Raw genomic sequence first — 13,362 nt, 5'->3', positions numbered from 1 at the left:
GGAGCGGCTGTGATCAAAATTGGCATCGATACCGGCGGCACCTTCACGGATCTTGTCGTGCTCGACGATGAGACCGGAGAAATTCGAACGGTCAAAGTACCCTCGACGCCGGAGGAGCCGGCGTTGGCGCCCCTCCAGGCGGTAAGAGAATCTGGCGCGCCGCCTGCTGCGGTGGACCGCATCGTGCTCGGCACCACAATCGCCACCAATGCCGGGCTGCAAAAACGCGGCGCCACGGTGCTTTACGTCGGCACCAAGGGATTCGAAGATGTGCCGATCATCGGACGCATCGACCGCAAAGAGGCCTATAACCCGGCCTGGCCGAAACCTGATTCCGGCGTCCGCCGCCGTAATGTGTTCGGCATTGCAGAGCGCGTCGACCACAAAGGTACCGTGCTGACTTCGCTTGTAGAACCTGAGCTGGCGCGCCTCGGCGATTGGATCGACACCAAGCTTGCCGGTGATACGAACGGTGATTGGGCCGTCGCAGTCAATTTGCTGTTCTCTTATGTTCATCCCGACCATGAGGCAAAGATCGGCGTCTATCTTGGCGAGCGCTTCCCGGATCTGCCGGTGTCGCTGTCGAGCCGGGTGTCGCCGACCTGGCGTGAATATGAGCGCGCCACGACGACCATCGTCGACGCCTCAATCAAACGTCTGATGGCGCAATTCACCGCTCGTCTCTCTAGTGATTTGCGCGCAACGGGCGTGTCCGCTCCGCTGACGCTGATGAAGTCCAACGGTGGGCATGCCGATGCCGCCACCGCCGCGGATGTGCCGGTGCAGGTTTTTCTCTCAGGTCTCGCCGGCGGCGTCATTGCCGGGCGGCGTTTTGCCCGAGACCACCTCGATGGCAATAGCGTGACCCTAGATATGGGCGGTACCAGCGCGGATGTCGGCCTAATCATCGACGGCGAGTTCGGCTCTACAACCGAATATGAGGTCGAATGGGGCGTTCCAGTGAGTGCGCTCTTTATCGATTACACCACCATCGGTGCCGGCGGCGGCTCAATCGCAGATGTCGATTCCGGCGGCTTCCTGCGCGTCGGCCCCAAGAGCGCCGGCGCCGAGCCGGGGCCAGCTTGCTATGGCCGGGGCGGCATCGCACCGACCATCACCGATGCGAATATCGTGCTCGGGCGGCTCGATCCGGAATATTTTCTTGGCGGGCGTATGAAATTGCGGCCCGAGTTGGCGCATACCGCCGTTGCCGCGCTGGCCGAGCAACTGGACCTCGGGGTCGAAGAGATGGCGCTCGCCATTCTCGATACCGCGGCGGAGAACATGGCCGATGCCATTCGCCTTATGACCGTGGAGCGCGGTCTTGACCACCGCGGCTTCGGACTTACGGCGTTCGGCGGCGCCGGCTCCTTGCATGCGTCCGACGTGGCGGCGCGGCTCGATATGGCGCGGGTCATCGTGCCGCCCCATCCGGGCCTCTGTTCGGCGTTGGGCACACTTTTAACCAATCAGCGGGTCGACCGGGCTCGTACCGTTCTGCATCGTTCTGACAAGATTGATCTGGCGCGTCTCACTGAGCAGCTCGGCGAGATTGCTGGCGAGGCGGCGGCCGATCTCAGCCGCGAGGGCCATCAGGGCGAGGCGCAAATTCGCGGCCTCCTGAACATGCGTTATCTCGGCCAGAGCTTCGGCGAAATTATTTCGGTGCAGCAGATTATTGTCGACGCCGATGTATTCGAGCAGGCGGTGCAAAATCTGCACACCCGCCACGAAGAACTCTACGGCTATTCCATGCGTGGCAAAGTGGTCGAAATCACCGAAGTCCGCGTCATCGCGCTTGGCGAAGAAGCTGCCGAAGCATCGTTTACGGCTCCTGCCGGCGGCGATGGCGGGCGCCATGGCACTCGCCAGGTTTATTTTTCCAGTGACGGCTTTGTGGAGACGGTTGTATACCGCCGCCCGGGGCTAAATGCTGGCACGCGCATCGACGGACCGGCCGTAATCGAGGAGATGGATTCAACGACTTTGGTGCATCCCGGTGACTCCCTTGAGATTCAGCCGGACGGCAGCCTGCTGGTGGCGGTGCGCGGCGCGGCGGACACGCTCGCCATCTCAAAGGCACCAGAGCGTGATCCAGTGACGCTGACGATTGTCAACAATGCGCTCAAGAACATTTGCGACGAAATGGCGAGCACCATGGTGCGCACCGCCTATTCGCCAATATTCAGCGAATCGCGCGACTTCTCCTGCATGCTGTTCGATAGGGATTTGCGTCTGATCGGCCAAGCTGAAATGAATCCCGCAATCATCTGCGCCGGGCTCCACACCGTGCCGCATTGTGTCGAGGAATTGGGCGCCGATACATTGTTTCCCGGCGATGTCGTAGTGCACAACGATCCCTACCGTGGCCAGTGTCATATGCCGGAGCATTTGTTGATGAAGCCGGTGTTCCTCGACGGTGAGTTGATCGGCTACGCCGCCAACATAGCGCATGTCGCCGAGATCGGCGGCATGGCGCCGGGCTCATTTGCCAGCACCGCGACCGAAGTTTTTCAGGAAGGCCTCCGTCTGCCGCCGGTCAAGCTAATGAACCGCGGCGAGTATGTGAAAGATGTGTGGCGCATCGTGATGGCCAATCACCGGACCCCAAACACAACCTGGGGCGATTTCCACGCCATCATGGGATCACTCACCACGGCGGAGCGGCGGCTTCAGGAGCTGGTTTCGCGCCTCGGCTTGGACGCCTTCGAACGCATTGGTGATGCGCTGATTGCCCATGCTGAGGAATGGACGCGCGCCGAAATCCGCAAACTGCCGAACGGCGAGTATCGTTTTGAGGATTTTTTCGAAGACGATGGCGTTGTCGCCAAGCGCTATTACATCCGCTCGCGGGTCGAAATTATGGACGACGAAATCATTATAGACCTGTCCGAGTCCGACGCCCAAGCGTTCGGGCCTATCAACGTCACCTACGTCGCCACTGCTGCGGCCGGATGCACGGCAGTCCTTCAAGCTATTGGCGCGCGTGACGTTCCGCTTAACAAAGGTTGCTTTAAGCCGATCAAAGTCGTGGCGCCTCCCGGAACCGTGGTCAATCCAGTGTTCCCGGCGCCGAGTGTCGCCGGCAACACAGAAGGCCAACCACGCGTTATCTCAGCCATCCAAGGCGCTCTCGCCAAGGCGATCCCAGACCGGGTCGGTGCGGCGGAGGGCGGCACCGCGTGCAATCTATTGCTCGGTGGCGTCCATCCCGACACCGGCGAATTCTATACCCACTACCAACTCGACGGCGGCGGTTGGGGCGGCGGCAAACAACGCGACGGCAACAGCTCTCAATGCATTGCGCATGGCAGCACAATCCGCGCCACGCCGATTGAGATATTCGAGAGCCGCTATCCGTTGCGCACGCTGTGCTATGCGCTGCGGGCAGATTCTGGCGGCGCAGGCACCTGGAGGGGCGGCCTCGGTATTCGTCGGGAGTTCGAGGTGATTTGCGACGAGGTGACGGTGAGCGCGCTTTTTGACCGCATGACAGACGGCCCCTATGGCCTCTGGGGCGGTAGTGCGGGGGCGCCGTGCGGCATCTTTGTATGCCTCGCGGGCGAGACGGAGTTCCGAACGGTTGTTGAACTGTTTGGTACCGTGAGCCCATCAAAATTCGTCAATATCAAGCTGAGGCGTGGTGACAAAATTCTCGTACTTTCGCCGGGCGGCGGCGGCTACGGCGCGCCGGCAGAACGGGCCGAAGCGGCGGTGAAGCAGGATTTAGAGGACGGTTTTGTCTCTGCCGCTGGTTTGCAGGCTTATGGCCGAGGTTAGAACTTCTTATTGACATGGTCGAATCGCCTGTGATTCGTTGGCGCTATGGACCCTGTGATTCGCGAGATTGGCAAACGCGCGCGATACCTTATCGTACCGCTCTTCGGGTCTTTGACTCTGGTGTACCTCATTTATTCCGGCGTCCAGGGCGACCGGGGATTGCTCGCATGGATACAACGCGGACAAGATGTCGCGGTGGCGGAGCAGAAACTCACTAACGAGCGCGTGCACCGCGACGCGCTGGCTCACCGCGTGGCCCTGTTGCGCCCGGAAAGCCTCGATCTCGATCTCCTGGATGAGCGCACTCGAGCGGTTTTAAATCTGGTAAAGCCGGGCGAAATCATCCTCTTGGAAACGCCGGCCGACGGCTAAGCCCCGACTTCGTCGGCGTTCAATATAAATACTTGTCTTGGCAACTAATATGATTGCCGCACTCTTGCCAGCGGGTTCTGCGGAAGGTAGTTTGTTGCTCTCATTAAGCCGCGAAATTCATGTGCGGAGAGTCCTGCAGGAGATTCTATGGCCGGCGCAATAAAGAAGTTTAAAAGCGCAAAAACGGGCAAAGCCCGCAGTGCCGCGCCGCCCGCATCGCGCGAAAACCTTGAGACCTATTACCGTGAAATGCTGACGATCCGCCGGTTTGAAGAAAAGGCGGGGCAAATGTACGGCATGGGTCTGATTGGCGGATTTTGCCATCTTTATATCGGACAGGAAGCGGTGGTTACCGGCGTCCAGCATGCCTTGGAGCCCGGCGACACGGTCATTACCGGTTACCGCTGTCACGCCCATATGTTGGCGGCAGGTGTGGACCCAAAATTCGTGATGGCAGAGCTCACCGGGCGCGCCGCCGGCGTCTCCCGGGGCAAGGGCGGCTCTATGCATATGTTCACCCCTGAACGCGGATTCTACGGTGGCCACGGTATCGTCGGCGCGCAAGTGCCGCTTGGCGCCGGCTTCGGGTTCGCCCATAAATATCGTGGCAACGACCGCGTATCGGTGACCTATTTCGGCGATGGCGCCGCCAACCAGGGGCAGGTGTTCGAGGCCTTCAACATGGCGGCGCTGTGGAAGCTGCCGGTCATTTTCGTGATCGAAAACAATCAATACGCGATGGGCACCTCGCTCGCTCGCTCGACCGCGATTCAAGAATTGTATCAGCGCGGCGAAGCTTTCGGCATTCCAGGACATCAGGCAGACGGCATGGATGTGCTGGCGGTCCAAATGGCGGCGGAGGCAGCGGTGGCGAAGTGCCGCGCCGGCGATGGCCCGGCTTTACTGGAAATGATGACATATCGCTATCGCGGTCATTCCATGTCGGACCCGGCCAAATACCGCACCCGAGAGGAAGTCTCCAAAATGCGCCAGGAGCGCGACCCGATTGAGAATGTGCGCGAGCGATTGATCGCGGCGGGCTATGCCGATGACGAAGCGCTTAAAGAGGTCGACCGTGACGTCAAAGCCAAAATCAATGACGCCGCCGAATTTTCTCAAGATAGTCCGCAACCCGACAGCGCCGAATTATACACTAGTATCCTCGCGACGGCGTGAGCGGAAAGGCAGGGAATATGGCTGAATTAACCGTCCGCGAAGCGCTCAGGGATGCGATGGCCGAGGAAATGCGCGCCGATGACGACGTGTTCTTGATGGGCGAGGAAGTGGCCGAATATCAGGGCGCTTACAAGGTAAGCCAGGGCCTTCTGGAGGAATTCGGCGCACGCCGGGTGATCGATACCCCGATCACCGAGGCGGGGTTCGCCGGTATCGGCGTTGGCGCTGCGATGGCCGGCCTGAGGCCGATTGTCGAATTCATGACCTTCAATTTCGCCATGCAGGCGATTGATCAGATCGTCAATTCCGCCGCAAAGACGAGCTACATGTCAGGCGGTTTGGTCAACGTGCCGATCGTTTTTCGCGGCCCAAACGGGGCAGCTTCGCGCGTGGCGGCGCAGCATTCGCAATGCTATGCGAGTTGGTATGCTCATATTCCCGGATTGAAAGTCGTGGCACCGTTCTCGGCAGGCGATGCCAAGGGTCTGTTGAAATCGGCCATCCGCGATCCCAACCCGGTGATATTTTTGGAAAACGAAATCCTATACGGCCAAAGCTTTGAAGTTCCGGATAGCGCGGATCATACCGTGCCGATTGGCAGTGCCAACGTGGTGCGCCCTGGGCGTGATGTAACTATCGCCACATTTTCGATCATGGTCGACAAAGCGTTAGCGGCGGCGGAAGCGCTCGCAGGTGAAGGCATTGATGCTGAAATTATCGATCTCCGCACCATCCGCCCGCTCGATGAAGATTGCATTATCGCTTCAGTCCAAAAAACCAACCGCCTGATCACAGTAGAAGAAGGCTGGACGATGGCAGGAATTGGCGCGGAAATCTCCGCCATGGTAATGCAGCGCGCCTTCGATTATCTCGATGCGCCGGTGATTCGTATCGGTGGCAGCGACGTGCCGCTGCCCTATGCCGCGAATTTAGAATCCGAAGCTTTGCCGCAGGTCGATGATATTGCCCAGGCGGCGAGAGAACTTTGCAGCTCAACTTGATCGAACCGCCCAAACGGGCGCCCAAAGAAACGCCAAGGAGACCGACCACATGCCGATAAACGTGCTCATGCCGGCGCTGTCGCCCACCATGACCGAAGGCAACGTCGCCAGCTGGATGAAAAAGGAGGGAGATAAGATTTCCGCCGGTGACCTTCTTTGTGAAATCGAAACCGACAAGGCGACGATGGAAATCGAGGCCATCGACGACGGTGTGCTGGGCAAGATCGTGACTCCTGACGGTACGGAAAACGTGCCGGTCAATGCGGTCATCGGGATTATCTTGGAAGAGGGCGAGGACGCCGCGGTGCTGGACGGGATAGAAATCCCAGCCGTCGCAGCGGCGCCAGTTGAAACTGCCGCGCCAGCTCAAGCCGCGCCGGTGGCTCCGGTGGCTCCGGCGGCCCAAGTGATCGTGGCCCAAGCAGCTCCGGCAAGTCAGGCACCACCGGTGGCTCACGCAGCCCAGGCCGCGCGGCCCGAAGGACGGATATTCGCGAGCCCGTTGGCGCGCCGGATGGCAACGCAATCGGGTCTCGATCTTGCCGCGATCGCCGGTTCAGGCCCAAAGGGGCGGATCGTCAAAGCGGATATCGAGGCAGTCCTGTCCGGCGCAGCGCCGTCCGCGCCCGCACCCACTACGATGCCTGCGGCGCCGTTGGCTGCCATCGGGCCGTACGAAGACATCCCGACCAGCAAGATGCGCAAGGTCATCGCCCAGCGCTTGCAAGAGGCGAAGCAGACGGTGCCGCATTTCTATCTGACGATAGAGTGCGAGATCGACGGCCTGCTCAAGGTGCGCAAAGAACTGAATGGCCGCTCGGACGCCTATAAGCTCTCAGTCAATGATTTCGTCATCCGCGCCTCGGCACTCGCTCTGCGGAAGGTGCCCGAGTGCAACGCGTCTTGGATCGATGGCGGGTTGCGGCAATATTCTGGCGTCGATATCTCGGTTGCCGTCGCCATCGACGATGGCCTGGTGACGCCCATCCTGCGCAATGCCGACCATAAGGGTCTAAGCGCGTTGTCGGAAGAAATGAAAGAACTTGCGGCGCGCGCCCGAGCCAAGCCCATGGGTCTGATGCCGGAAGAGTATCAAGGCGGCACGTTCAGTATCTCCAATCTTGGCATGCTCGGAATCAAGGAATTTGCGGCGATCATTAATCCGCCGCAATCCATGATCTTGGCCGTCGGCGCGGGAGAACAGCGTCCGGTGGTGAAGGATGGCGCGCTGGCCATCGCCACCATGATGTCGTGCACGCTGTCTGTCGATCATCGGGTGGTCGATGGCGCCGCCGGCGCAAGATTCCTCGGTGCCTTCAAGGGCTTCATCGAGGACCCGCTGACCATGCTGCTTTAGTTTTCGTAAACTCGCAGCGGAGGACATCATGGCTGAGAAATCATTCGACGTCGTCATTCTAGGCGGCGGACCAGGCGGCTATGTCGCGGCCATCCGCGCTGCCCAGCTGGGCCTGAAGACTGCGGTGGTAGAGCGCGAACATCTGGGCGGCATATGCCTCAACTGGGGTTGCATTCCGACCAAGGCACTGCTGCGTGTTTCGGAAATCCGCCACACCCTGGACCGGCTCGACGAATTCGGTCTCTCTTGCGGCGAGATAAGTTTCGACATTTCAAAGATCGTCAAACGCTCGCGCCAGATTTCCGGGCAGCTTTCCAAAGGCGTGGAATTTCTGCTCAAAAAACACAAAGTCACGGTCATCATGGGTGACGGACGGCTCGCTGGTGGCGGTAAGGTCGCAGTCTCCAAGGATGGCAAGGAAATTGCCCAACTCTCCGCCACGCACATCATTGTCGCCACCGGCGCACGGGCGCGCGAGCTACCCGGCCTCGTGGCCGACGGCGATTTGGTTTGGACCTATAAGGAAGCGATGGTGCCAAAGGCGATGCCCAAGAGCCTTCTCGTGGTTGGCTCGGGCGCCATCGGCATGGAGTTCGCCAGCTTTTATTCCGATTTGGGGGCCGGGGTTACGGTGGTGGAGGTTCTGCCACGTGTCCTTCCGGTTGAGGATGAGGAAATTTCCGCATTTGCGGAGAAGCAATTCAAGAAACAGGGGATGACGATTTTCACCGGCGCGACCGTGCAGTCGCTGAAGAAAAAGGGTGTGAACGCGGTCAGCGCCACCATTCAAACGGCGGACGGAAAGGTCAAGCAGCTTGATTTCGAGCGCGCCATCCTCGCTGTTGGCATTGTCGGTAATGTTGAGAATATCGGCCTCGAGGAAAGCGGCGTGCAGGTCGATCGCGGCCATATCAAAACCGGCCCCTACATGGAGACGGATGCGTCTGGCATCTATGCCATCGGCGATGTTACCGGCGCGCCCTGGCTGGCGCATAAGGCGATGCATGAAGGCGTGCTCTGTGTCGAAAAAATTGCCGGCGTTGAAGGCGTGCATCCGCTCAATGCCAGCAATGTGCCCGGCTGCACCTATTGCCGCCCGCAAATCGCGTCGGTTGGCCTCAGCGAAGCGGCGGCATTGGAAAAAGGCCATGAAGTTCGTGTCGGGCGTTTTCCCTTCATGGGCAATGGCAAGGCGATTGCCCTCGGCGAAACAGAAGGCATGGTCAAAACTGTGTTCGACGCTAAAACCGGGGAATTACTCGGCGCGCATATGATTGGCGCGGAAGTCACTGAGCTCATTCAGGGTTATACAATTGCCAAGACAATGGAATGTACGGAGGCGGATTTGATGCAAACCATTTTTCCGCATCCGACGCTATCCGAAATGATGCATGAATCGGTCCTTGACGCCTATGACCGTGTGCTCCACATCTAAGAGACAAATCTCCTAAGGCATTTACGATGGTAGATTCGACTGTGACACCGATTAAGGAGCGCGCCAGTCGCGCGCCCAAGCCGCCTTGGCTGCGCGTCAAAGCGCCCAACTCGCCGGAATATCACGCGACGCGCAAGCTCATGCGGTCGCACAAACTGAATACCGTCTGCGAAGAAGCAGCCTGTCCCAATATTGGTCAGTGCTGGTCGCAAGGCCACGCCACGGTGATGATCCTTGGTTCGGTTTGCACGCGCGCTTGCGCTTTTTGCAATATCGCCACGGGACGCCCCGATCAGCTTGATCCGCATGAGCCAGAAGAACTTGCGCGCGCCGTCGAATCCTTGGGCCTCACTCATATGGTGATCACCTCGGTTGACCGCGATGATCTCGCGGACGGTGGCGCGGGGCAGTTCGTGCGTTGCATCGAACGCCTGCGCGAGACCACGCCGGATACGACCATAGAAGTTTTGACACCGGATTTCCGCAACAAGGAAGGCGCGCTCGAAGCCGTCATCGCGGCCAAACCAGACGTCTTCAATCATAACCTTGAGACTGTGCCGCGGCTCTATACCGAAGTCCGCCCGGGCGCGCGCTATTTTCACTCATTGCGTCTACTCGACCAGGCGAAGGTCCTAGACCCGTCTATGTTTACCAAATCGGGAATCATGGTTGGCCTCGGCGAAGAGCGCCGCGAAGTTCTTCAGGTGATGGACGATTTGCGCTCGGCGAATGTCGATTTTATCACCATCGGCCAGTATTTGCAGCCGACGCCGCGCCATCATGAGGTGATGCGCTTCGTCACGCCGGACGAGTTCAAGGAGTATGAGCGCTTGGCCTATGCCAAGGGCTTTCTGATGGTCTCGGCGACGCCGCTAACTCGCTCGTCTTATTTTGCCGGCGATGATTTTGCGAAATTGCGGGCCAATCGAGAGGCCCGGCTTGGCAAACGGGGTGCACCCGCTCCGGAGGCTTAAGCAGCTTCATGCCGAAGCATGAAGAACAGCGCGTTCTTCGCCATTCACCGCAACAAATGTTTGAGATTGTCGCGGATGTTGAGCGCTATCCCGAGTTTCTTCCCTGGTGCTTAGGCACACGAGTCACGAAACGCGAGGGCGACAGCCTGGACGCGGATATGCTGATCGGCTTTGGCATGTTTCGCGAGCGTTTCGGCTCGCATGTGGAGCTTGACCGGGCGAGCCGCGAAATCAACGTCCGCTACACGCACGGGCCGTTTCGCTATCTGGTCAACCGTTGGCGGTTTTTGCCCCACGCCGAAGGCTGTGAAATAGATTTTTCTGTCGATTTCGAATTTCGCTCACGCCTTCTGCAAAAAGTCATGGGCACGCTTTTTACCGAAGCCGTCCACCGTATGGTCCGCGCCTTCGATGCCCGGGCGGGTGAAATCTATGGCCCGGCCAGTGATGTGCCGCAGGCTGAACCAACCGTTCCAGCCGAATAGCTCGGCATGATCAGGCGATAGCCGTTTCGGCCTTGATGGCCGCCAGGGCCATATCGAGTGCCGTTTCAACCGTTGCCCATCGCACCGCGTCACGATCACCCTCATAGACATGGCGTTCGTGCTGTGTGCCGCCGCCTTGCCGGGCGCAAGAGAGATGCACCAGACCCACCGGCTTTGCCGCCGTCCCGCCGCCCGGACCCGCGACGCCGGTTACCGCGACGGAGAGTTGGGCGCGGGAATGTTGGAGCGCGCCCTCAGCCATGGCGCGGCTGACTTCTTCGCTCACCGCGCCGACGCGCAGGATGAGTTCCGCCGGTACACCGAGCATTTCTGATTTGGCTTCGTTGGAATAGGTGACAAAGCCGCGCTCGACGACGTCTGAGGAGCCTGCCACTGCGGTGAGGCATCCGGCGATCAAACCGCCAGTGCAGGATTCCGCCGTGGCGATCTTGATCCTGTTGTCGCGGCAGGCGGCGAGGAGCTGTTCGGCCCGCGCCGTGAGGGAGGGAGAGATGTTCATACTTTTGTTAGAATCCAAATGTTCCACAATATGATGGCGGCTAGCCCGCCGGCCAACAGATCGTCGAACATCACGCCGAAGCCGCCCTTTATCCGTTTGTCGGCCCAGCCGATAGGCCAGGGTTTGAAGATATCGGCGAGGCGAAACAGTGCGAAGCCGATGGCGTAGAGAACGATATCCGCCGGCACCAAAAGCAGTGCCAGCCATTGCCCAGCAACCTCATCGATGACGATCGGGCCGGCATCGTGACTGGCTGTTCGCACGCTGTAGCGGTGCGCAGCCCAAATCCCGATGACCAAGACGACTGCGATGGCCACACCAAGTCCGATGATTCCCAAATAGTGGCTCAGCACATAAGCCAAGGGCAGGGCGGCCAGCGACCCGGCCGTCCCCGGTGCCACCGGGCTGAGGCCGGCGCCGAACCAAGTGGCGAGCACATGGGCCGGGTGCCATGAAGCCGGGCGACGCGGTTCAGTTTGCGTCATCAAGGTTACCTGTCGCCGGTATGCGAAGCGTGACCACGGCCTGGGCCGCAATGCCTTCCTCACGCCCAGTGAAGCCGAGTTTTTCGGTGGTCGTCGCTTTGAGGTTAACGGAAGAGTGCGGCAGGCTGAGAAGCGACGCCAAATGAGCCTGCATCGCAGCCCGATGGTCCTTCAGTTTCGGCCGTTCGCAAATTAAAGTGATGTCGACATGGTCGAGAGTACCGCGCCGCGCCGCCAACAAATCTAGTGCGTGGACAACGAAAACCTCCGATTTCGCATCGCGCCACTTTTCTTCGCTTGGCGGAAAGTGAACACCGATATCACCTTCGCCTAAAGCGCCCAGAATAGCGTCAACCAATGCATGAAGAGCCACGTCGCCATCCGAATGGCTCATGACGCCGCGCTCGAACGGCACAGGGACGCCGCACAGCATGAGATGATCTCCATCCTCGGCAAATCGGTGAACATCGTATCCTATGCCGACTTTCACCCGCTTGGGCTGCGCGTCCGCGGCGGGCTCGTTCTGCAAGATAAGTTCGGCACGCGCCATGTCGGACTCCGTGGTGATCTTAATATTTTCCTCGCGGCCCTCCACGAGCACAATGCCGAGGCCATACATCTCGGCGACCGCCGCGTCGTCAGTGGCATTGCGGCCCTCAGCAGCTCGATGTGCGGCGAGAATCTCTTCAAAGCGGAAGCTTTGCGGCGTTTGCGCCCGCCACAGTCCGGCGCGCGCGACATCCTGATCTATCAAGTTACTGTCCGCCGTGGCGCGTTTGATGCTGTCGCTAATCGGTAGGGCAGCGATGGCGCCAATATTCTCTTCGAGCGCACCTATGGTGCGGGTGATGAGGGCGCCGTCGATCAACGGCCTGGCGCCGTCATGGATCAGCACCGCGCGCGGCGTATCTTGCGCCAGGCTTTCCAGACCCAAGCGCACAGAATCCTGCCGTGTTTCGCCGCCGTGTACCGGTGTCAGAAGTTTTCCGTCGTACCCGGAATCGAGTCCGGATACCGCCGCTCGATAAAGTTGCTCATCGTCGGGATGGATGACCGTGCAGACGGCGTCAATCGCCGCATGGTTTGTGAACGCCCGGATGGTGTGAAAAAGCACCGGATGCCCGGCAAGCTCGCGATATTGCTTCGGAAGAGGCCCGCCAACACGATGGCCGCGGCCTGCGGCGACGATAAGCGCGACGGTGCGCGGCATGGCCCCTCATTCACATCAACAAAAATCAAACCTATCGTTTTGATCGGCGATTCGCCACTCTTGCGGCCGCGCAACTTGATCAATGAGGGGAATAATTGATGGTCGATAAAACCGTTCGAGAGAATTGGCGGGTCACGTTGGGTGAAACGGCGAAGCGGCTCGAGAGCAATCGAAGTCCGGAGGGCAAGCCGTATGAAGTCGTGATGCGTCACGGCACCATGCATGTCGGCCTCTATGCGCCGCGCGGCAGCGATCCGCAACAACCGCATGTGCAAGACGAAGTCTATTTCGTGATGCGCGGGCAAGGTCAATTCCTGTGCGGTGACGTGCAAAAGGCCTTTGTGCCCGGCGATATGTTATTTGTACCCGCCGGTTTCGACCACCGTTTCGTTGATTTCACCGATGATTTAGCTGTTTGGGTTGTGTTCTATGGCCCTGAAGGCGGAGAGAATGAGTGAATAAAATGCAATAGGATGCTGAAAATGAAACATAAGCATTGGATTTATGGGCACTATATGTGAAACAACTGCTCGATCATAAAATGCTCTTTTTTTGTGCATATAGGGA

The 13,362-nt window shown here is 59.3% G+C and carries 11 protein-coding genes and 1 pseudogene; 9 read left to right on the top strand and 3 right to left on the bottom strand.

The window, feature by feature from the left end:
* Positions 1-9 precede the first annotated feature (9 nt).
* From O3A94_05795 to O3A94_05760, 8 genes and pseudogenes are all read left to right on the top strand, one after another.
* On the top strand, positions 10-3,780 hold the full coding sequence (locus O3A94_05795; GenBank protein ID MDA1355767.1) for a hydantoinase B/oxoprolinase family protein: 3,771 nt from the start codon (positions 10-12) through the stop codon (positions 3,778-3,780).
* A 54-nt stretch (positions 3,781-3,834) separates the two neighbouring features.
* Positions 3,835-4,152, top strand: coding sequence for a septum formation initiator family protein (locus O3A94_05790; GenBank protein ID MDA1355766.1), 318 nt, complete (start codon positions 3,835-3,837; stop codon positions 4,150-4,152).
* A 147-nt stretch (positions 4,153-4,299) separates the two neighbouring features.
* Positions 4,300-5,328, top strand: a complete 1,029-nt coding sequence (pdhA, locus tag O3A94_05785) for a pyruvate dehydrogenase (acetyl-transferring) E1 component subunit alpha (GenBank protein MDA1355765.1) — start codon at positions 4,300-4,302, stop codon at positions 5,326-5,328.
* A 29-nt stretch (positions 5,329-5,357) separates the two neighbouring features.
* Positions 5,358-6,329 (top strand): annotated as a pseudogene (locus O3A94_05780) (pyruvate dehydrogenase complex E1 component subunit beta).
* Positions 6,330-6,378: 49 nt separating this feature from the next.
* On the top strand, positions 6,379-7,686 hold the full coding sequence (locus O3A94_05775) for a pyruvate dehydrogenase complex dihydrolipoamide acetyltransferase (protein MDA1355764.1): 1,308 nt from the start codon (positions 6,379-6,381) through the stop codon (positions 7,684-7,686).
* 28 nt (positions 7,687-7,714) lie between these two features.
* The gene (lpdA, locus tag O3A94_05770) at positions 7,715-9,121 is read left to right on the top strand and encodes a dihydrolipoyl dehydrogenase (protein ID MDA1355763.1); all 1,407 of its coding nucleotides are present in this window, start codon (positions 7,715-7,717) and stop codon (positions 9,119-9,121) included.
* A 26-nt stretch (positions 9,122-9,147) separates the two neighbouring features.
* Positions 9,148-10,095, top strand: coding sequence for a lipoyl synthase (gene lipA / locus O3A94_05765; GenBank protein ID MDA1355762.1), 948 nt, complete (start codon positions 9,148-9,150; stop codon positions 10,093-10,095).
* 8 nt (positions 10,096-10,103) lie between these two features.
* The gene (locus O3A94_05760; GenBank protein MDA1355761.1) at positions 10,104-10,580 is read left to right on the top strand and encodes a type II toxin-antitoxin system RatA family toxin; all 477 of its coding nucleotides are present in this window, start codon (positions 10,104-10,106) and stop codon (positions 10,578-10,580) included.
* Between the two features lie 10 nt (positions 10,581-10,590).
* Here the strand turns inward: O3A94_05760 and O3A94_05755 are convergent, their stop codons facing one another.
* From O3A94_05755 to O3A94_05745, 3 genes are read right to left on the bottom strand one after another with little or no spacing between them, the layout of a single operon-like run.
* Positions 10,591-11,100: a CinA family protein gene (locus O3A94_05755; GenBank protein MDA1355760.1), complete on the bottom strand. Its 510-nt coding sequence runs from the start codon at positions 11,098-11,100 to the stop codon at positions 10,591-10,593.
* On the bottom strand, positions 11,097-11,585 hold the full coding sequence (locus O3A94_05750) for a phosphatidylglycerophosphatase A (protein ID MDA1355759.1): 489 nt from the start codon (positions 11,583-11,585) through the stop codon (positions 11,097-11,099). The genes O3A94_05755 and O3A94_05750 overlap by 4 nt, the downstream gene beginning before the upstream one ends.
* A complete protein-coding gene (locus O3A94_05745; protein MDA1355758.1) occupies positions 11,572-12,795 on the bottom strand; it encodes a bifunctional 2-C-methyl-D-erythritol 4-phosphate cytidylyltransferase/2-C-methyl-D-erythritol 2,4-cyclodiphosphate synthase in 1,224 nt (407 codons plus the stop codon). Before O3A94_05745 ends, O3A94_05750 begins: the two co-directional genes overlap by 14 nt.
* A 98-nt stretch (positions 12,796-12,893) precedes the next feature.
* On the opposite strand from O3A94_05745, the gene O3A94_05740 reads away from it, so the two are divergent.
* Positions 12,894-13,253, top strand: a complete 360-nt coding sequence (locus tag O3A94_05740) for a cupin domain-containing protein (GenBank protein MDA1355757.1) — start codon at positions 12,894-12,896, stop codon at positions 13,251-13,253.
* The last annotated feature ends 109 nt before the right edge of the window (positions 13,254-13,362 follow it).

It is taken from the genome of Pseudomonadota bacterium, from assembly GCA_027624955.1.
Classification (GTDB): domain Bacteria; phylum Pseudomonadota; class Alphaproteobacteria; order UBA828; family UBA828; genus PTKB01.
Note: the sequence above shows the minus strand (reverse complement) of the source record. Positions and strands in the feature narration are given on the sequence as shown.